Origin of the sequence: Streptomyces sp. NPDC052040, assembly GCF_044548405.1 — a bacterium.
Classification (GTDB): Bacteria; Actinomycetota; Actinomycetes; order Streptomycetales; family Streptomycetaceae; genus Streptomyces.
Genome location: NZ_JBIUBV010000001.1, coordinates 694099 through 713794, shown reverse-complemented (window position 1 = coordinate 713794; position 19696 = coordinate 694099). Strand labels below are relative to the sequence as shown.

At 72.1% G+C, this 19696-nt stretch carries 16 protein-coding genes; 5 read left to right on the top strand and 11 right to left on the bottom strand.

From position 1 onward, the window contains the following. Nucleotides 1-3: 3 nt before the first annotated feature. The 7 genes from ACIHAA_RS02930 to ACIHAA_RS02900 form a co-directional block, all read right to left on the bottom strand. On the bottom strand, nucleotides 4-1326 hold the full coding sequence (locus ACIHAA_RS02930; RefSeq protein WP_399812194.1) for a M20/M25/M40 family metallo-hydrolase: 1323 nt from the start codon (nucleotides 1324-1326) through the stop codon (nucleotides 4-6). Beyond that, nucleotides 1319-2152: a M55 family metallopeptidase gene (locus ACIHAA_RS02925; RefSeq protein ID WP_399812192.1), complete on the bottom strand. Its 834-nt coding sequence runs from the start codon at nucleotides 2150-2152 to the stop codon at nucleotides 1319-1321. The genes ACIHAA_RS02930 and ACIHAA_RS02925 overlap by 8 nt, the downstream gene beginning before the upstream one ends. 127 nt (nucleotides 2153-2279) lie before the next feature. Next, the gene (locus tag ACIHAA_RS02920; protein ID WP_399812189.1) at nucleotides 2280-3182 is read right to left on the bottom strand and encodes a sugar phosphate isomerase/epimerase family protein; all 903 of its coding nucleotides are present in this window, start codon (nucleotides 3180-3182) and stop codon (nucleotides 2280-2282) included. 1 nt (nucleotide 3183) lies between these two features. Continuing rightward, nucleotides 3184-4086 carry an ATP-binding cassette domain-containing protein gene (locus ACIHAA_RS02915; RefSeq protein ID WP_399812187.1) on the bottom strand — a complete coding sequence of 301 codons (903 nt, stop codon included), beginning with the start codon at nucleotides 4084-4086 and terminating at the stop codon, nucleotides 3184-3186. A 5-nt stretch (nucleotides 4087-4091) separates the two neighbouring features. Next, entirely contained in the window at nucleotides 4092-5168 is a 1077-nt protein-coding gene (locus tag ACIHAA_RS02910; protein ID WP_399812184.1) for an ABC transporter permease, read from the bottom strand. Beyond that, on the bottom strand, nucleotides 5168-6190 hold the full coding sequence (locus ACIHAA_RS02905) for a sugar ABC transporter substrate-binding protein (RefSeq protein WP_399812182.1): 1023 nt from the start codon (nucleotides 6188-6190) through the stop codon (nucleotides 5168-5170). The genes ACIHAA_RS02910 and ACIHAA_RS02905 overlap by 1 nt, the downstream gene beginning before the upstream one ends. A gap of 388 nt (nucleotides 6191-6578) precedes the next feature. Next, nucleotides 6579-7733: a Gfo/Idh/MocA family protein gene (locus tag ACIHAA_RS02900; protein ID WP_399812180.1), complete on the bottom strand. Its 1155-nt coding sequence runs from the start codon at nucleotides 7731-7733 to the stop codon at nucleotides 6579-6581. Nucleotides 7734-7844: 111 nt separating this feature from the next. Here ACIHAA_RS02900 and ACIHAA_RS02895 point away from each other — a divergent pair, with 111 nt between their 5' ends. Then, a complete protein-coding gene (locus tag ACIHAA_RS02895; protein WP_399812178.1) occupies nucleotides 7845-8846 on the top strand; it encodes a LacI family DNA-binding transcriptional regulator in 1002 nt (333 codons plus the stop codon). 70 nt (nucleotides 8847-8916) lie between these two features. On the opposite strand, the gene ACIHAA_RS02890 is transcribed toward ACIHAA_RS02895, so the two are convergent. The 3 genes from ACIHAA_RS02890 to ACIHAA_RS02880 form a co-directional block, all read right to left on the bottom strand. Next, on the bottom strand, nucleotides 8917-11313 hold the full coding sequence (locus ACIHAA_RS02890) for an MFS transporter (RefSeq protein ID WP_399812175.1): 2397 nt from the start codon (nucleotides 11311-11313) through the stop codon (nucleotides 8917-8919). Nucleotides 11314-11611: 298 nt separating this feature from the next. After that, on the bottom strand, nucleotides 11612-12055 hold the full coding sequence (locus ACIHAA_RS02885) for an SRPBCC family protein (protein ID WP_399812173.1): 444 nt from the start codon (nucleotides 12053-12055) through the stop codon (nucleotides 11612-11614). Between the two features lie 44 nt (nucleotides 12056-12099). Continuing rightward, nucleotides 12100-13005, bottom strand: coding sequence for an alpha/beta hydrolase (locus tag ACIHAA_RS02880; RefSeq protein ID WP_399812170.1), 906 nt, complete (start codon nucleotides 13003-13005; stop codon nucleotides 12100-12102). Nucleotides 13006-13256: 251 nt separating this feature from the next. Between ACIHAA_RS02880 and ACIHAA_RS02875 the strand changes: the two genes are divergently transcribed. From ACIHAA_RS02875 to ACIHAA_RS02865, 3 genes are all read left to right on the top strand, one after another. Further along, nucleotides 13257-14321: an Rv2578c family radical SAM protein gene (locus tag ACIHAA_RS02875; RefSeq protein WP_399812167.1), complete on the top strand. Its 1065-nt coding sequence runs from the start codon at nucleotides 13257-13259 to the stop codon at nucleotides 14319-14321. Nucleotides 14322-14536: 215 nt separating this feature from the next. Continuing rightward, on the top strand, nucleotides 14537-16117 hold the full coding sequence (locus ACIHAA_RS02870; protein ID WP_399812165.1) for an alpha/beta hydrolase: 1581 nt from the start codon (nucleotides 14537-14539) through the stop codon (nucleotides 16115-16117). A 169-nt stretch (nucleotides 16118-16286) separates the two neighbouring features. Beyond that, nucleotides 16287-16820, top strand: coding sequence for a GNAT family N-acetyltransferase (locus tag ACIHAA_RS02865; RefSeq protein ID WP_399812162.1), 534 nt, complete (start codon nucleotides 16287-16289; stop codon nucleotides 16818-16820). Nucleotides 16821-16827: 7 nt separating this feature from the next. Here ACIHAA_RS02865 and ACIHAA_RS02860 read toward each other — a convergent pair whose 3' ends face one another. Continuing rightward, on the bottom strand, nucleotides 16828-17403 hold the full coding sequence (locus ACIHAA_RS02860; RefSeq protein WP_399812159.1) for an adenylosuccinate lyase: 576 nt from the start codon (nucleotides 17401-17403) through the stop codon (nucleotides 16828-16830). 393 nt (nucleotides 17404-17796) lie between these two features. Between ACIHAA_RS02860 and ACIHAA_RS02855 the strand changes: the two genes are divergently transcribed. After that, nucleotides 17797-19602, top strand: a complete 1806-nt coding sequence (locus ACIHAA_RS02855; RefSeq protein WP_399812156.1) for a 3-hydroxyacyl-CoA dehydrogenase family protein — start codon at nucleotides 17797-17799, stop codon at nucleotides 19600-19602. Nucleotides 19603-19696 lie beyond the last annotated feature (94 nt).

Below are 19696 nucleotides of genomic sequence, written 5' to 3'. Positions count from 1 at the left end.
CCCTCAGGCCGACCGCAGGAAGCGGTCGAGAACTCTGACCCCGAAGTGCAGGGCCGTGACCGGTACGCGTTCGTCGACGCCGTGGAAGAGGGCCTGGTAGTCGAAGCCCTCCGGCAGTCTCAGCGGAGAGAAGCCGTATCCGGTGATCCCCAGGCGCGAGAACTGCTTGGCGTCCGTGCCGCCCCACAGGCAGTACGGCACCACATGCCCCTCGGGCGCGAACTCCTGCACGGCGGCGCGCATCCGGGCGTACGTCGGCGAGTCCACCGGCGCCTGGAGGGCGACCTCGCGGTGCTGGAACTCCCAGTCCACATCGGGTCCGGTCAGTGCGTCGAGGGTGGCGCGGAACTCGTCCTCGCCGCCCGGCACACAGCGGCCGTCGACCTGGGCGACGGCCTCCCCCGGGATCACATTGACCTTGTAACCGGCGTGCAGCATCGTCGGGTTGGCGCTGTTGCGCAGGGTCGGCCGGACCAGAGCGGCGGCCGGTCCGAGGCGGTCCAGGAGGTCGTCCACGGCGGCGGGGTCGTCGAGGGCCGCAGGGTCGGTGTCGAGGCCGTGGACGGCCGCCAGTTCGACGAGTGCCGCCCGTATGGTCGGGGTGAGCCGCAGCGGCCACTCGTGGTCGCCGATGCGGGCCACGGCGGCGGCGAGCCGGGTGACGGCGTTGCTGCGGTTGGGCCGGGAGCCGTGCCCCGCGCGGCCGCGGGCGATGAGCCTGAGCCAGGCGGTGCCGCGCTCGCCCGCCCCGATGGGGTAGAACTGCCGCCCGGCTCCGTCGTGGAAGGTGAACGCCCCGGACTCCCCGATGCCCTCGGTGCATCCGTCGAAGAGGTCCGCGTGCCGGTCCGCCAGGAAGCCCGCGCCGTCCTGGGCGCTGGCCTCCTCGTCCGCGGTGAACGCGACGACGACATCGCGCCGGGGCCGTACTCCCTCGCGGGCCCAGGCCCGGACGACCGCGAGGATCATCGCGTCCGTGTTCTTCATGTCGACGGCGCCGCGCCCCCAGACGACGCCGTCGCGCACCTCCCCGGAGAACGGGTGGACGCTCCAGTCGGCGGCCTCGGCGGGCACCACGTCGAGATGGCCGTGCACCAGCAGGGCGTCAGCGGCCGGGTCGGTGCCCTCGATCCGGGCGACGACATTCGTCCGGCCCTCGGTGCGCTCAAGGAGCACGGGCTCCAGGCCTGCTTCGGCCAGCCGGGCGGCCGCGTACTCGGCGGCGGGCCGCTCCCGGCACTCGCCGTCGCCGCGGTTGGTGGTGTCGATGCGGATGAGGTCCGAGGTGAAGCGCACGACCTCGTCGAGCGCCTGCGCGTCAGCCATACTGCTCCTCCACCGCCGCCGAGACGATCGTGGTGACCGCCTTGAAGGTCCGGATGGCCTCGTACATGGTGGCGCTCGTGTACGCCGCCTTCCGCTCGCCGATGCGGTCCACTCCCGGGACGACGGTGGCGGCCATCGAGAGGTGTTCGGCGTCGAATTCGAGCGCCACGGTGTGCGGTCCGCCGACGACCGGATCGTGGCGCACCGCGAGCCGGGCCGCCTCCTTGGCGGCGGCGCGGATGTCGGCGGCGGTTCTGGCGGGGGTGCGGCACACGGCCGCGTACCGGGAGACATGGTCCTTGACGGCGACCTTGAGCGCCTCCGGCGCGTATCCGAGCGCGTCCTCGCAGGCCACGTCGTCTCCGGTGACCAGGACGACGGGCACTCCGTATTCGGCGACGACATGTGCGTTCAACAGGCCCTCGCTGGCGCGGACGTCGTCCAGCCAGACTCCGGTGATGGAGTTGGGGACATAGGTGTGCGCGAGCACGCCCTCCATACCGGCACCCGCGTGATAGCCGATGAACGCGATCCCGTCGACGTCCCCGTGCTGCACGCCCTCCACCATGGAGAGGGACTTGTGGCGGCCGGTGAGCATCTGCGCCCGCTCGTCGAGCTGCTCCAGCAGCAGATTGCGCATGGTCCAGTGCGCCTCGTTGATCAGCACCTCGTCCGCGCCGCCGTCGAGGAAGCCGAGCACGGCGGCGTTCACGTCCGAGGTGAACATCGCCCGGCACCGCTCCCATTGCGGCGTCCCGGGCAGCACATCGGCCGGCCAGGTCACACCGGTGGCGCCCTCCATGTCGGCGCTGATGAGGATCTTCATGGCACGAAACCGTACGCGCTCGTGACGATGCGTGACCAGCCCTGTGGACAAGTGTCCCCGGCCCGGTTGCCCGCCGGGAGCGGAGGCCGGGCCGGGGACGCTCGGGGGCGGTCGGCCGCCCTGGGTGTCAGGCGCCGCAGGAGCGGAGGAAGGCGCGGGTGCGGGTGGCGATGGGCAGGGGGCGGTCCGGCGGGCAGGGGTACATGTCCTGCTCGACGATGGCGAAGAGGTCGACGCCGAGGCGCTGGGCTGCGGCGAGGACCGGCTCCAGGTCGGGGACGCCCGCGGGGGGTTCGCACATCACACCGCGCTGCACCGCGGGTCCGAAGGGCACCCCGTCGCGTACGACGTCGGCGAGGATCTCCGGGTCGACCTGCTTGAGGTGCAGATAGCCGATGCGTTCGCCGTAGGTCTCGATGAGCTTGACGCTGTCGCCGCCGCAGTAGGCGTAGTGGCCGGTGTCCAGGCAGAGGCCGACCAGGTCGCGGTCGGTGGAGTCGAGGAAGCGCCCCACGTGCTCCTCGGTGTCGATATGGGTGTCGGCGTGCGGGTGTACGACGATGTCGAGGCCGTAGGTGTCCCTGACCCGGCGGCCGAGGCGCTCCATGCCGCGGGCGAGGTGGGTCCACTGTTCGGCGGTGAGTTCGGACGGTTCGATGATCTCGGCGGTCTTGTCGTCGCGCCAGAAGGACGGGATGACCACCAGGTGCCGCGCGCCCATCGCCCGGGTGAGTGCGGCGACCTGGGCGACGTGCTCCCAGGTGGAGTCCCAGACGGCGGGTCCCCGGTGCAGTGCGGTGAAGACGGTGCCCGCCGACACCTTCAGGTTCCGCCTGGCGGTCTCGTCGGTGAGCTCGGCCGGGTCGGTGGGGAGGTAGCCGTAGGGGCCGAGTTCGATCCAGGAGTAGCCGGCGTCGGCGACCTCGTCGAGGAAGCGTTCCCAGGGCACCTGCTGCGGGTCGTCGGGGAACCAGACGCCCCAGGAGTCCGGGGCCGAGCCGACCCGGATGCGGTCCAGGGCAGGGGTCATGTCAGGAGTTCCCTTCGGGAGTCGCGGCCGCGGGTGCCGGGAGGTCCGCCGCCTCGGGGAGTCCCCCGACGTCGACGCCGCCGACCTGCGCCAGTTCGTGCTTGAGCGCGGCGAGTTCGGCGCCGCCCGCCATGTGGTTGGTCAGCTCCTCCAGGCCGACCCGGCTGCGGTCGGCGCTGAGTTCCATGGTGCCCAGGCGCAGCACACCGAAGTGGTCGCCGACCATGTAGGCGTGGTGCGGGTTGTGGGTGATGAAGATGACGCCGAGACCGCGTTCACGGGCGGCGGCGATGTACTTGAGGACGACACCCGACTGCTTGACGCCGAGCGCGGCGGTGGGCTCGTCCAGGATGAGGACGCGGGCACCGAAGTGGACGGCGCGGGCGATGGCCACGCACTGGCGCTGGCCGCCGGAGAGGGTGCCGATGGGCTGTTCCAGGTCGTCGAGGACGATGCCCATGTTCCGCAGTTCCTCGTCCGCGGTCTGCTTCATCCGGGCGATGTCCAGGCGGCGGACCGGCCAGGGTCCCCGGGTCAGCTCGGAGCCCAGGAAGAAGTTCCGCCACACCGGCATCAGGGGGACGGTGGCGAGGTCCTGGTAGACGGTGGCGATGCCGCGGTCCAGGGCCTCACGGGGCGTGGAGAAGCGCACCGGCTCGCCGTCGACGAGGAATTCGCCCTCGGTGTGCCGGTGCAGTCCCGAGATGATCTTGATCAGGGTGGACTTGCCCGCGCCGTTGTCCCCGAGGACGCAGGTGACCCTGCCGGGGTGGACGGCGAGGTCGACGCCGTGCAGGGCGCGGATGTTGCCGTAGGACTTGCCCGCGCCGCGCAGTTCGACGAGGGGTGTCCCGTCGGCGGGGGCGGGTGTCGTGCGGTCGTTGCCGGGGTCGGCCTGGGTCATGGGGATCACCTCCGGGTCGCGGACTGGCGGACCCACAGATTGATGAGGGTGGCACCGAGGAGCATCACGCCGAGGAACGCCTTGAACCAGTCGGGGTTCCAGCCCGCGTAGACGATGCCCTGGCTGACCATTCCGAACATGAACGCGCCGAAGACCGGGCCGATCGCGGAGCCGTAGCCGCCGGTGAGCAGGCAGCCGCCGATGACCGCGGCGGCGATGTAGATCAGCTCCTGGCCGACGCCCTCCCCGGACTGCACGGTGTTGAAGGCGAACAGCTGGTGCATGCCCACGAACCAGGCGCCGAAGCCGACCAGCATGAAAAGGGTGATCTTGGTGAACCGGACGGGCACGCCGACCGCCCGGGCGCTGTCCTGGTTGCCGCCGACCGCGAAGATCCAGTTGCCGTACTTGGTGCGCAGCAGCACCCAGGTGGCCAGGGCGGCGAAGCCGAGCCACCACAGCACGGTGACCTTGAACTGGACCCCGCCGACGGTGAAGGAGGAGGCGAACAGCGCCTTGGCCTGTCCGAAGCCCTGCATGTCGCTGATGTCATCGGTGGCCACATTGCCGGTGATCAGCTTGGTGACCGCGAGGTTCACGCCCTGGAGGCCGAGGAAGGTGCCCAGAGTGATCAGGAAGCTCGGCAGTCCGGTGCGCATCACCAGCCAGCCGTTGAACGCCCCGATCCCGAGGGACACCACCAGGGCGACGATCACACCCACCCATGCGTTCATGGTCAGTTGGTAGCTGACCATGCTCGCGGTCAGCGCGGAGGTGATCACCGCCACGCCGGACGAGAGGTCGAACTCGCCGCCGATCATCAGCAGCGCCACCGGCAGCGCCATGATCCCGATGGTGGACGACTGATAGAGGACCGTGGCCATCGCGCTGCCGGTGCGGAACGTGGGCGCCGCGGCACAGAAGAAGACGAACACCGCCACGGCGCCGAGGAGGACGCCGACCTCGGGCCGGGCGAGCATCCGGAGCACCAGGGGCCGTCGCGCGGTCCGGCCGTCGCGCTCCCCGGGGCCGGAGGACGGCGGCGCGGCCGGCGCCCCGGTGGCCTGCCGGCTCATGGTCATCACCTCGTGCCCTGGGCGGCGAAGGCGGCGACGCCGTCGACATTGGACTTGTCGACGAAGGCGGGGCCGGTCAGCACCGGCTGCTCGCCGCCGCCGCTGTAGTTGCCGTTGTTCTTCTCCAGCCACAGCGAGTCGACCGCCAGATAGCCCTGGAGATAGGGCTGCTGGTCTACGGCGAACTGGATGTCGCCCTTCTGGATGGAGCGGGCGAGGTCCTTGTTGAGGTCGAAGGTGGCGACCTTCGCCTTGCTGCCCGCGTCGTCCACGGACTGCACGGCGGTCAGGGCGTAGGGCGCGCCGAGGGTGACCACATGGTCCAGGGAGCTGTCCTGCTTGAGTTTCGCGGTGATGGTGGACTTCACGGACGGCATGTCGGTGCCGTTGACGTAGAGGATCTGGGTCGTGCCGCGGAAGGTCTTCCTGACCCCGTCGCAGCGCTGGGTGAGTCCGATGTTGCCCTGCTCCTGGATCACACAGACCGCGTTCTTGGCGCCGACCTCGTTCAGCTTCTTGCCGAACGCCTCTCCCGCGACGCTCTCGTCCTGCCCGAAGAACTCCAGCAGGCCCAGCTTCTTCCAGTCGCTGACACCGGAGTTGAGGCCGACCACCGGGATGCCGGCCCTGGTCGCCTTGGCGACCACGTCCTTCATGGCGTCCGGTTTGGCGAGGGTGATCGCGATGCCGTCGACCTTCTGGTCCACGGCGTTCTGCACCAGGTTGGCCTGGTTGCCCGCGTTGGGGTCGCTGGAGTAGACGAGTTTGATGTTGTCCTTGGCCGCGGCCGCCTCGGCGCCCTTGCGGACGATGTCCCAGAAGGTGTCGCCCGGTGCCTGATGGGTCACCAGGGCGACCGTCATCCGGGGGGTGGTGGCCTTGCCTGCGGCGATCCCGGAGGCCTTCTCCTCGGCCTTCTTCCCGCCCGTACTGCTGGAGCAGCCTGCGACAAGGAGGGCGGACGCCGCCGCCACCGCGACGAGGGGGGCGATGCTGCGGGAGCGGCGGGGGTGGAACGTGCGGTCCATCTTTCCTGCACCTCACTGTGCGGCCGGGGAAGGGGAAAGGGAGAGGGACGGCGCCGGGCGGGAGCCCCACGCGGGGCCCGGGCACGGTGTCCGGGTCGTGTCGCCGGGGAAACCGGCTGTTTCGCTGGGACGGGATACAAGTCCCTCCCGCACCCCACTGTCAATACTTTGTTAAGACATCATTTCAGAAGCAGGTCCGAATGTAAGTACAAAGTACGGCGAGTACGGGCGGAAGTGCGGCGGAAACGGCGCACGTGCCCCGCGCCCGTCCCTTGTTCCGATCCGGTCACGGCGGGACGCGCCCGGGGCCGATCCCTACCCACTTCCGACCGGGGTGCAGCGTGCCGGGCCCCGACTCCTCGGGAGAGCCTCCGGGCAGCCCCGCGGATCAGCCGAGGTCCACCCAGGCGCGCCGGTGCGCGGACCGGGTCATGGCGTCCAGGGCGAGGGCGCTGTGCACGGCGTCGTCCAGGGTGGGGCCGTACGGTGTCCCCTCCGCGACCGAGCGCAGGAAGTGATACGCCTCGATGACCTTCAGGTCGTCATAGCCCATGGCGTTGGCGGCCCCGGGCTGGAAGGCGGCGTATTCGCCGTGGCCCGGGCCGACGTGGAGGGTGCTCACGGGCTGGTCCTGATAGAGCGTGCCCCGGCTCACGCCGAGTTCGCCCATGCGCCGGAAGTCCCAGAAGACCGCGCCCTCGGTGCCGTGCACCTCGAAGCCGTAGGCGTTCTGCTCGCCCACGGCGACCCGGCTCGCCTCCAGCACGCCCCGGGCCCCGGACGCGAAGCGCAGCAGGCAGTTGACGTAGTCCTCGTTCTCCACCGGCCCGGGCGCGCCGCCCCTCGCGCGCGCATGGCCCGCGGTGGCCGCGGCGGGGCGGGCCCGTTCGGGGATGAAGACGGCGGTGTCGGCGGCCAGTGACGCGATCTCGCCCAGCAGGAAGCGGGCCAGGTCCACCCCGTGCGAGGCGAGGTCGCCGAGGACCCCGCTGCCGCCCCGGGTCCGCTCGTAGCGCCAGGTCAGGGCGGACTCGGGGTGGGCGGCGTAGTCACTGAGGAGCCGGATGCGGACATGGGTGACGGTGCCGATCCCGCCGGAGGCGATCAGCTCGCGGGCGGCGGCGACGGCCGGTGCGTTGCGGTAGTTGAAGCCGACGGCGGCCTGGACCCCGGCCCCGGCGACGGCCTCGGCGACCGCCCGGGCGTCCTCGACGGTCAGCCCCACCGGCTTCTCGATCCAGAGGTGCTTGCCCGCCCGGGCCATGGCCGTGCCGATCTCCCGGTGCAGGAAGTTCGGCGCGGCGACGCTCACCGCCCCGACGCGGGGGTCGGCGGCGATCTGCCGCCAGTCACGGACCGCGGTGGCGAAGCCGTACTGCCCGGCGGCCTCCTCGGCCCGGCCCGGCACCTCGTCCGCGACGGCGATCAGTTCGGGCCGCAGCGGCAGCCCGGGGAAGTGGTGCGGCAGGCGCAGATACGCCTGGGTGTGCACCCGTCCCATCCAGCCGAACCCCACGACGGCGACGCCCAGCGCCTGTGCCATGACTGCCTCCTTTTGGACCGGTCCAGAAGCCTTCCGGCCTCACCCTGCGGGCCCTGAATGGGGTTGTCAATCCTTTGACAGGGGCCCGGGCCGTATGGAACGGTCCAGGCCATGAGACCGCCCACGATCCGCGATGTGGCCGAGCGGGCCGGAGTGTCGAAATCCCTGGTCTCCCTGGTGCTGCGCGGCTCCGACCAGGTGCGCCCCGAGAAGCGGCGGGCCGTGCTGGCAGCCGTCGAGGAGCTGGGCTACCGGCCCAACGCCGCCGCCCGCAGCCTCAGCGAACGGCGCACCCGCACCGTGGGCGTCCTCCTGAACGACCTGCGCAACCCCTGGTTCGTGGAGCTGCTCGACGGTCTCAACGGGCGCCTGCACGACGCCGGGCTGCGCATGCTGATGGCCGACGGGCGGCTCAACCGGCGCCTCGGCGAGGACCTCACCCGCGCCTTCACCGACCTCGGGGTCGACGGGCTGGTCGCGGTCGGCACCCTGCCGTCCTCCGAGGCGCTTGTGACGGCCGCGGTGCGCATCCCCACGGTGGTCGCGGGAGCCCGCGAGCCGCAACTGCCCGCGGTGGACATCGTGGCGGGCGACGACACCCATGGCGCCCGGCTCGCCACCGAACACCTGGTCGGCCTCGGTCACCGCCGTATCGCGCACATCGCCGGGCAGGGGGTGGTCGGAGAGCTGCGCCGACAGGGCTTCGAAGCGGTCATGCGCGAGCACGGCCTCACGGACACGGCGGTCGTGGAGCAGGGGGACCTCACCGAGGAGGGCGGCTACCGGGCGGCGGTCCGCCTGCTCACGGCCCGCGAACGCCCCACCGCCCTCTTCGCCTTCAACGACATGGCCTGCGTCGGCGCCCTCTCGGCGGCCGGGCAGCTCGGCCTGCGGGTCCCCCGCGACCTCTCCGTGGTCGGCTACGACAACACCTCGGTCTCCCGGCTGCGGCACCTGTGGCTCACCACCGTGGACAACGGCAGCCACGACGTGGGCCGCCGCGCCGCCCAGTGCCTGCTGGACCGCCTCGCCGAGCCCGCCAGAACCGCCGAACTGGTCCTCACCACACCCGCGCTGGAGGTACGGGGGACGACGGCCGCCCCGGAGCGCTGACGCGCCCCGCCGGGAGGACGGGACGCATCGGCGGAGGGCGGGATGCCTCGGGGGCCCCGCCCGCGCTCCCTCAGTCCTCGTGCCCCAGTTGCAGATCGCGCTCGGTGCGGCCGCCCCCGGCGACCTGCAACACGGTGGCCACCGGCGGGTAACCCGCGGCGATCACGGTGTACTCACCGGACGACAGATCGACGAACCGGAACGTTCCGTCGGCGCCCGTGGTCAGGGTGTCGACGACATTGCCCGCCGCGTCCAGCAGGGTGACCCGGGCGTCCTCGACGGCCCGTCCGCCGCTCGCCCGCACGGTGCCGCGCAGCACCGCACCGCCCGCGAGTTCGACGTCCTGCCGGGTCTCCCGGGAGGCCTGGACGGTCACGGGCAGCGCGGCCGGGCGGAAGGCGGGCGCACTGGCGGCCAGGGTGTACTCCCCCGCCACCAGCTCCGTGATGACATAGCTCCCCTCGCGTCCGCTGCGGGTGCTCGCGACGACCTCCCCGTGCACATTGGTGAGGGTGACGGAGGCGTCGCGCACCGGTGTGCCGTCCGCCGTCAGGACGCTGCCCGCCAGCCGGCCCGCGCCGCCGAGCACCACGTCCAGCTCCACGGGGCGCTCCCCCACGGTCACCGAGACCGCCTGGGGCTGGTGGCCGCCGGCCGCGGCGATCAGGACGTAGGACCCGGATCCCGGCGTGGACAGCGCGTACCGCCCGTCCTCGCCGCTCGCGCCGCGCCCGATCTGCTGTCCCGCGACATCGATGAGAGTGAGCGCGGCCCGCGGCACCACGGTGCCGTCGGGGTGCTGGACCGTGCCGCAGACGGGCACTCCCGCGGCGTACGGCGAACGCGCCTGCGGGACCTGGGAGGCGGGCGGGCTCTCGACGGGGGCGTTGTGGGACACCAGCGGTTTCTCCTTGAGGAAGAAGGCGATGAACAGGCCGAGGGCAAGCACCGGCACGAGGTAGAGGAAGATCCTCGGCATGGCGTCGGCGTACGCCTCGATGTACGGGTCGCGCAGGGCGGGCGGCAGCGCGTGGACCAGCTGCGGGGTGATGGACTCCGGGTCGGGCAGCCGGCTCCCGGCGTTCGGCGGGAGGCGCTGCTCCAGCGCGTCGGTGAGCCGGTTCGCGAACAGGGTGCCGAAGACGGCGGCGCCGACACTGCCGCCGATCTGCCGGAAGTAGTTGTTGGCGCTGGTGGCGGTGCCCAGGTCGGAGGGGCGTACCGAGTTCTGCACGGCGAGGACCAGCACCGGCATCACCATGCCGATGCCCGCCCCGAGGACCAGCATCCAGATGCTGTACTCCAGCCGGGGCGTGTCGGTGCCGAGCCGGGAGAGCAGCCACATGCCGAGGGCGGACACCGCGCTGCCGAGTGCCGGGAACAGCTTGTACCGGCCGGTGTGGCTGACCAGTTGGCCGCAGATGACGGAGGCGCCGACGATCCCGGCCATCATCGGCAGCATCAGCAGTCCGGACTCGGTGGCGCTCGCCCCGTCGACCATCTGGAGGAAGGTGGGCAGATAGCTGGCGGCGCCGAACAGTGCCACGCCGACCACCAGGCCCACCAGGGCGGTGACGTTGAAGACGGAGTCCCGGAACAGCCGGAGCGGGATGAGGGGTTCGGCGGCGAGGCGCTCGGCGGCCAGGAAGAGGGCCACCGCGACGACCGATCCGGCGCCGAGTCCGAGGATGACGCGTGAGCCCCAGGCGTACTCGGTGCCGCCCCAACTGGTGAGCAGCACCAGGCAGGTGGACGCGGCGGCCAGCAGCAGGGTGCCGGGCAGGTCGAGCCTGCCCTTGGTGGTGGGCCTGGGGAGTTTCAGCACCACGGTGACCACGACCAGGGTGATCAGGCCGAAGGGCACATTGATGTAGAAGCACCAGCGCCAGGAGAGATGGTCCGTGAAGTAGCCGCCGAGCAGGGGCCCGGCGACCGAGGCGAGGCCGAAGGAGGCGCCGATCAGGCCCATGTACCGGCCGCGTTCACGGGGCGGCACGATGTCCGCGATGATCGCCTGCACCCCGATCATCAGCCCGCCCGCCCCGATGCCCTGCACGGCGCGGAAGGCGATCAGCTGGTCCATGCTCTGCGCCCGGCCCGCGAGCGCGGAGCCGAGGACGAAGGCGGCGATCGCGAACTGGAACACGCCCTTGCGGCCGAACAGGTCGCCGCATTTGCCGTAGACCGGCAGCCCCACGGTGGAGGTCAGCAGATAGGCGGTGATCGCCCAGGACATCCGGTCCAGGCCGTGCAGTTCACCGACGACCTTGGGGAGTGCGGTGGCCACGATCATCTGGTCGAGGGCGGCGAGCAGCAGCGCCAGCATCAGCCCGACGAAGACGAGGCGCACCTGACGGGGGCCGAGGGCCGCGGAGGGTTCGGCGGCGGCCGGCTGCCGGGGCGCGTCCAGGGCCACGGGCGGCACGAGCCGCTCGCTGTCCACGTCCATCACCGTCGTCCCGCCCACTGCCGCTCCCCTCGTCGCCGCTGCGCTGCCCATTTCTCGCATCGGGCGACAACCGGTTCAAGCGCGGCGAGTTGGCGCGGAGGGTAGCGTTCCGGAGGTATCCGCCGGTGGGAGCCCTACGGCGTACAGCGGTGCCCTGCGGAAAACCACCCGAAACGGTGAGCGTGCGATTCATCCGCAGGACTGACGGTGTGCGCTCCGGAGCTCGGAACGGGGGCTTCGCGCCCCGGAGCGTACAAGGCGTACCGGGTGTGCACGGGGGGCACCGGGGCGCCCGGGCGGGGTCACGTCCCCGAGGTCACTTCTCCACCTCGGCGGCCAGCTTCGCCAGCTCCGCGTCGTAGATACGGGCGAGGCCCTTGGGGGCGAAGGTCTTCTCGAAGAAGCCGCCGATGCCTCCGGCGCCCTTCCAGGTGGTGGTCACGACGACCCGGGAACGGCCCTCGCCCGCCGGGGTGACCCGCCAGGTGGTCACCATCGAGGAGTTGCGGTCCTTCTCGACCAGTTCCCCGTCGGTCGGCTCGGTGACCTCGAGCAGGCAGTCACGGACGCGCTTGCTGGTGGCCTGGAGCTTCCAGTGCACCACGGTGCCCGCGCCGTCGCCGCCCTCGCGGACCTCGTACTCGCTGAACTGCTCGGGCAGCAGCCGCGCACGGGTGCCGCTGTAGTCGGCGAGGGCGTCGAACACCGCCTCCGCGTCCGCCGCGACGATCCGCTCCGTCGTGGCCTCGACCTGCGCCATGACCATCCTCTTCCTGTACGTGTGATGGGGCGTCCGCCATCCCATCACACCCCGGGGAGCACGGTGGACGGGGCCGCCGTCACCGGGCTCTCGTGCAGGACCGTCCGGCCGCGCCGGGCCTGGCGGGCCGCGAGGCACTCCTCGAAGAAGCCGAGGGCGCGCAGATGGTAGGCGCGGGCGGCCCAGCCCAGGCTGATGTTGTGTCCCGCGTCCGGCTGGTGTCCGATCCGGAGCACGGGGGCCGCGGACAGCAGGGCGGTGATCTCCGCGATGTCCCGCTCCCCGTGCAGCCACCATGCCTCGTGCTCGGCGAAGGTCATCCGCACCGGGATCCGGACGCGGGGCGCGACCTCTTCGAACAGTCCCGGCCAGCGGGACGCCTCCTCGGCCTCGCGGGTCGGCATGGGGGCGACCAGCGCACCGAGCGAGCGGAAGGTGTCCGGCGGATACAGCCGCAGCGGACCCCAGTTGCGGCCCCAGGAGGAGCGGCCGAGGACCTGGGGCAGTTCGTCCGGCTCGATGTCGTAGCGGTGGCCGCAGCCCGATACGTCGAGGGCGAGCAGCCGGGGGTGGTGCGCGGCGGTGACCAGAGCGAGTTTGCCGCCGTAGGAGTGGGCCAGCAGGAAGAACCCGGCTCCCGTGGGGTGCTGCCGGGCGAAGTCCTCCATGACCGTGTCCAGCACCTCGGCCTGCTCGGCCAGGGTCTGTCCGGCGGGCAGCTGTCCGGCGGAGAGGCCGTAGCCGGGCCGGTCGAGGGCGAGCACGGTGAAGCCGAGGCGCGCACCGAGCGTCAGCAGGGACAGGTCGGGGTGCGCCTGTCCGTCGAAGTAGCCGGCCGTCATGCCGCCGCCGTGCACGGCGACCACGGTGGCCCGGGGCCGTCCGTCCGGCGGCTCGGCGAGCAGACAGGACAGGGTGACGCCGGCGGCGTCCAGGGTGAGGGGGCGCACGCCCGTGGACGGGGGCTGCGGCGGTTGCGGCGGTGTCGACGTTTCCACCCGTCCGTTATGACGCAGACAGCGGCGGGAGGGACGCGGGACGCGCCGACTCGGCGGCCGTGCGCTCCCCGAGCGGGGCGCCCCGGGGGGAAAGCCGCAGGTCAGGGCCGATATCCCATGAACTCGAACTCCCAATCGAATCGACCTCGCGATCATGGGAACATGTGTTCTATTCTGTGGCCAGTGCTACCGAGGAGGTGCCCATGCGCTGGGACCATCTGGCGGGAAACGACGCCACGGCCCGTGACACCACCCTGTTCGACGCGGACACGGTGACCACCCGCACCGTCGACACCCCGGAGTTCCGCGGCATCACCTTCCACGAGGTCCGGGCCCGGTCGATCGTGAACCGGGTGCCGGGCGCCTCCCGGATGCCGTTCGAATGGACCGTCAACCCCTACCGCGGGTGCAGCCACGCCTGCGTCTACTGCTTCGCCCGCAAGACGCACAGCTATCTGGACCTCGACACCGGCCTCGGCTTCGACAGCCAGATCGTGGTGAAGGTCAACGCCCCCGAGCTGCTGCGGGCCCAGCTCGGCTCCCGGCGCTGGCACGGGGAGCACATCGCCATGGGCACCAATGTCGACTGCTACCAGCGGGCCGAGGGCCGCTACCGGCTGATGCCGGGCATCATCTCGGCCCTGCGCGACCACGCCAACCCGTTCTCCATCCTCACCAAGGGCACACTGATCCTGCGCGACCTCGAACTGCTCCGGCAGGCGGCGGAGGTCACCGACGTCGGGATCTCCGTCTCGGTGGGATTCGTCGACCCTGAGCTGTGGCGCACCGTCGAGCCGGGCACACCCGCCCCCGAGCGCCGTCTGGACGTGGTGCGCACCCTGGGCGAGCACGGCATCGGCTGCGGTGTGCTGATGGCCCCCGTCATCCCCTTCCTCGGCGACCAGCCGGACCAACTGCGCGCCACCGTACGGGGGATCGCCGCGGCCGGGGCCACCTCGGTGACCCCGCTGGTGCTGCATCTGCGCCCCGGCGCCCGCGAGTGGTTCATGGCCTGGCTGGAGCAGCGGCACCCCTGGCTCGTACGCCGTTACGAGCGGCTGTATGCGGACGGCGCGTACGCCCCGAAGTGGTACCAGCGCCGGATCACCCGTCAGGTGCACGAACTGGCACGGGAGTACGGCATCGGGCCCGCGGCCGCCGGGATGCCGCGCAGGCTCCGGCGCCCCGAGCCCCCGGCCGCCGCACCCGCACCCGCACCCGCACCCGCACCCGCCGTGACCGGCCCGACCCAGCTCTCCCTGCTCTGATTCCGGCCGCGCAGCCGCACATCGAAGCATCCGGGCATCCCGGCACCCCGGCATCCCGGCATCCGGGCATCCGGGCATCCGGGCATCCGAGGGCTTCCGGCGACCCGATCGGCTCAAGCACCGCCCGACCACACCCTTCCCGGCCGCCCCTTCCTGGACGATGCGGCGAGGACCCGACAGCCGTGGTCCACCCCCTCCGTCCTGGGAGGACTGACATGAGAAAAGGCGCAGCCGCGCTGTGCGGCGCTGCCGTGATGGTGGCCGGGATGCTCACCGCGGTCCCGGCCGGTGCGAGCCCTCCGGGCACCGCCGCGGACACCGCGCAAGTGGCCGGACCCGCCTGGAAGAACTGCGCCACCGCCACGCATCCGACGCTCCAGTGCGCGTCCGTGACGGTGCCGCTCGACTACGCCGACCCGCGCGGACGGCAGATCACGGTGGCGCTGTCACGCGTCCCGCACACCGCGGCGATCTCTCAGGGACCGCTGCTGGTCAACCCGGGCGGGCCCGGCGGCAGCGGTCTGAAGCTCGCCGGGTTCGTGGCGTCCGCGCTGCCCAAGGCGGTGGCCGCGCAGTACGACGTCATCGGCTTCGACCCGCGGGGCGTGGGCAAGAGCGAACCGGCCCTGAACTGCCGCCCGGGCCACTTCACCCCGGTGCGCCCGGACTCGGTGCCCGCGACACACGCCCTGGAGCGGGCCAACCTGGACCGCGCCACGGCGTTCGCCCGGTCCTGTGCCCTGAAGTACGCGAGCGTGCTGCCGTACATCAACACGATCAACGCCGCGCGGGACCTGGACATGATCCGCCGGGCGTTGGGCGCCGAGCAGGTCAGCTACTTCGGTTACTCCTACGGCACCTATCTGGGCGCCGTCTACGCGAAGCTGTTCCCGCAGCGGGTGCGCCGTCTGGTGCTGGACTCCATCGTGGACCCCACGGGCGTCTGGTACGACGACAACATCAACCAGGACTACGCCTTCAACGACCGCCACCGCGCCTTCCTCGCCTGGGTCGCCCGGCACGACAGCGCCTACCGGCTCGGCACCGACCCCGCCGCGGTGGAGGCCAAGTGGTACGCGATGCGGGCTGCCCTGGCCAGGAATCCCGCGCAGAACACGGTGGGTGCCTCCGAACTGGAGGACACCTATATGCCGGGCGGCTACTACAACGGCTACTGGCCGCGCCTGGCCACCGCGTTCGCGGCCTACAGCAACGACGGGAATCCCGCACCGCTGGTCGACGCCTACCGCACCCTGGGCGCGGTCCCCGCCTCGGGCGAGAACGGCTACAGCATCTACGCGGCGGTGCAGTGCCGTGACGTCTCCTGGCCGCGCGGCTGGGCGCGGTGGCGCCGGGACACCTGGGCGGTGTACGCGAAGGCGCCCTTCATGGCCTGGAACAACGCCTGGTACAACGCGCCGTGCGCCTTCTGGCCCACGACCGGACTGCGGCCGGTGGACGTGGCCAACGACGCCCTCCCGCCGACGCTCCTCTTCCAGGCGACCGACGACGCCGCCACCCCCTACCAGGGCGGTGTGACGGTCCATCATCTGCTGCGCGGTTCCCGTCTGGTGGTGGAGCAGGGCGGCGGCAACCACGGCATCTCACTGAGCGGCAACGCCTGCCTCGACACGTACCTCGCGGCCTACCTCACCGACGGCACCCTGCCGCACGGCGACGGCGGCATCGACGCGGTGTGCCCGAAACTCCCCGACCCCGAACCGGCGACCACCAAGGCGGCCCGGGCCCCCGGACACGGCTCCACCCTGCACGGCCTGCTCGGCTTCCGGGGCTGAACGGCCCACGCGGCCCGTCGGGGGCGTTGCCACACCCATGGTCCACCCTGGCCCCATGAGTGAGCCGCCCAGGATTCCCGCCCCCGAATCCCGCACGGAGGTCGAGGCGTTCGCGGTACTCCCGGAATAACCCGTGGACCGGCGGCCCGAGTCCACCTACGGTTCCGCCATGGACAGCCGACCGCTCATCCGCGCCATGTCGTCCGCCGACTGCCGACGGGTCAGTGAGATCCGTATCGGCGGCTGGCGGACGGCGTACCGGAAGCTGATCCCCCGGTCGTATCTCGACAGACTCGACGTGGACGCCGACGCCGAGTCGCGCCGCGCCCGGCTGGCGGAGGGTGATGGCCGGGTGGTGAATCTGGTCGCGGAGTTGGACGGCGAGACGGTGGGCTGGGCCGCGTACGGACCCTACCGGGACGGCGAAACCGACGCCGAGGACGGGGAGTTGTACGCCCTCTATGTGGACTCCGGTCTACTGGGCGGCGGGATCGGCCGGGCGCTGCTCGCGGAGGCGGTCCGTGGGTGCGCCGGGGACGGGCGTCCGCGCATGCGGCTCTGGGTGCTCAAGGAGAACACCCGCGCGCGGCACTTCTACGAGAGGGCCGGATTCCGCGCCGACGGCGCCGAGGAGGCGTACGAGATGGATGGTGCGGCCGTGCCCGAGGTGCGGTACACGGTCGCGCTGCCGCTGTCCGGCTGAGGGTGCGTCAGCGTGGGGTGGGGATGCGGGCGAGGGCGCGTACCGCGGCCTCGGCGAGGGCGGGGTGGGCGAGTGCCTCGTTGAGGACGGCTCCGGCCCGGGCGTCCCCCAGTTCGCCGAGTCCCTCCACGCAGGCGAGCGCCACCTTCCGGTAGGGATCGTGGGGGCCCAGTCTGCGCCGGAGGGTGGTGATCAGCGCGGGCACGGACTCGGGGGCGCGCAGTGCGACGAGCAGGCGTACGGGGTGGAGCGCGTAGGCGACCCGGAGTTCATTGGTGGCGAGGGCGGCGGCCGCGCGGGCGGTGCGGGGGTCGCGGAGCCGGGCCAGGGCGTACGCGGCCGAGGCGCAGCGCGGCGGATCGCGGTGGTTGAGCAGCAGGACCAGCGTCTCGAACGCCCTGCGGTCCCCCGCGACGCCCAGCCGGAAGGCCGCCAGCTCTCGGGCCCACAGCGGCTGTGCGGGCTCGGTCAGCACGGCGGCCAGCTCATCGGGGCCGTCCACGGCCACGAGCCGCCCGTACAGCGGCGAGTTCCCCGCCTCGGTCCGTAAACGCTCCGTGAGTGATCGCAACGCTTCGTCCATGAGCCGAGACTATGGCGGCCGGGGGAACCTCGGGACCCACATCACAAACTCGGGGAGTGGCACGCCCGTTACCCACGGGTTAAGCTCAGTCGAGCGAGGTGACCCCTCGCGGCGTGCGGTGGTCTGGTGACGCGGCCACCGCAAGAAGGCAGCCCCCGCGCCGTTCAAGGCCGGGCGGACGGCCGCCGGTTCGGCACATCGCGTATCTCCGCACGACCCGGCTCCGGGACAGGGCCGGCCGGACCACCGCTCCCGGACGTGTCTGTCCGCGGCCGCCCCGGGCGTGTGCGCCCTTCGGCGTGACGGACATCCGCGTTCTCCGCACGGTGTGCGCCCCCGGCGCATCCAGCCGCGCCCTCCCGCAGTCGTCACCTCTTCTCCTGGAGTCCCGCGATGGCCACTCCCCGCTCCGACATTCCGCTGTCCCCGCTCAGGACCATTGCCGTGGTCGGTCTCGGCACCATGGGCACCGGCATCGCCGAAGTGCTGACCCGGAACGGCCGCCGGGTCACCGGCATCGACATCAGCGAGGCCGCCGCCACGCGCGCCGTCACCACCCTTCGGGCCGCCACCGCCCGCGCCGTGCGCCGCGGACGCCTGACCGGGCGGGAGCGCGAGGCAGCCCTCGCCCGGTTCCGCACCTCCACCGAGCTGGGCGCGGCCGCGGACGCCGACCTGGTCATCGAGGTGGCCCCGGAGTCGTACGAGATCAAGCAGCAGATCTTCCGCGCTCTCGACGGGATCGTGCGCCCGGACGCCATTCTCGCCACCGGCACCAACGCCCTCTCCGTCACCCGGCTCGCAGCCGACTCCGCCCGCCCCGAGCGGGTGCTCGGACTGCACTTCTTCAACCCGGCCCCGGCCATGAAGCTGGTCGAGGTCGTCTCCTCCGTGCTGACCGCGCCCGCCGCCGTCGCCGCGGTCACCCGCCTCGCCCTCGACCTGGGCAAGGAGCCCGTCGCGGTGGGCGACAGGCCCGGTTTCGTCGCCGACGGACTGCTGTTCGGCTATCTCAACCAGGCGGCCGCGATGTACGAGTCGGGATACGCCTCCCGCGAGGACATCGACGCCGCGATGCGACTGGGCTGCGGTCTGCCCATGGGCCCGCTCGCCCTGCTCGACCTGATCGGCGTCGACACCGCGCGCACCGTGCTCGAAGCCATGTACGCGGCCTCCCACGACCGTCTGCACGCACCCGCGCCGGTCCTCAAGCAGCTGAGCGAGGCGGGCCTGACCGGCCGCAAGTCCGGGCGCGGCTTCTACACCTACGAGGCGCCCGGCAGCCCCGCCGCGGTGCGGGACACGCTCACGCCCGAGGGGACCGCCGCGCAGGCCCCGGCCCACCCGGTCCGCCCGGTCGGGGTCGCCGGGTCCGGAACCATGGCGTGCGGCATCGCCGAGGTCTTCGCCCGGGCCGGGCACGAGGTGGTCCTCGCCGCCCGCACCGAGGAGAAGGCGGCGGCCGCGAAGGCCAGGATCGGCGCCTCACTGGCGCGCTCGGCCGACCGGGGCCGGACGACCGCAGAGGCGGCCGGGCGGGCCCTGGACCGGATCCGCCCTACGGGCAGCTACGACGACCTCGCCGACGTCGGCCTGGCCCTGGAGGCGATCGCCGAGGACCTGGACGCCAAGCGGCAGCTGTTCACCACGCTCGACAAGGTGTGCGGGCCCGGGGCGGTGCTCGCGACCACCACCTCCTCGCTGCCCGTCATCGTCTGCGCCCGCGCCACCTCGCGCCCGCAGAACGTGATCGGCATGCACTTCTTCAACCCGGCCCCGGCCATGAAGCTGGTCGAGGTGGTCCGCACCGTGCTGACCTCCGACGAGGCACACCGCACGGTCCGCGAGCTGTGCGCCGCGATCGGGAAGCACCCGGTGGACTGCGGCGACCGCGCCGGGTTCATCGTGAACGCGCTGCTGTTCCCGTATCTCAACAACGCGGTGAAGATGGTGCAGGAGCACTACGCGTCCCCCGACGACATCGACGCGGCGATGCGGCTGGGCGGCGGCTACCCGATGGGGCCGTTCGAACTGCTCGACGTGGTCGGTCTGGATGTCTCGCTCGCCATCGAGAGGGCCCTGCACCACGAGTTCCGCGACCCCGGTCTGGCCCCCGCGCCGCTGCTGGAGCATCTGGTGGCCGCAGGCTGTCTGGGCCGCAAGACCGGCCGGGGATTCCGCGAGTATGCCAAGCGCTGACCGGTCCGGCGACCGGTTCCCGGGCGGCGCCGGGTGGGGCGGACTGCTCGGTCCGCCGGACGACCCCCCGCCCGGGCAGGGCGGGGGAATCCCG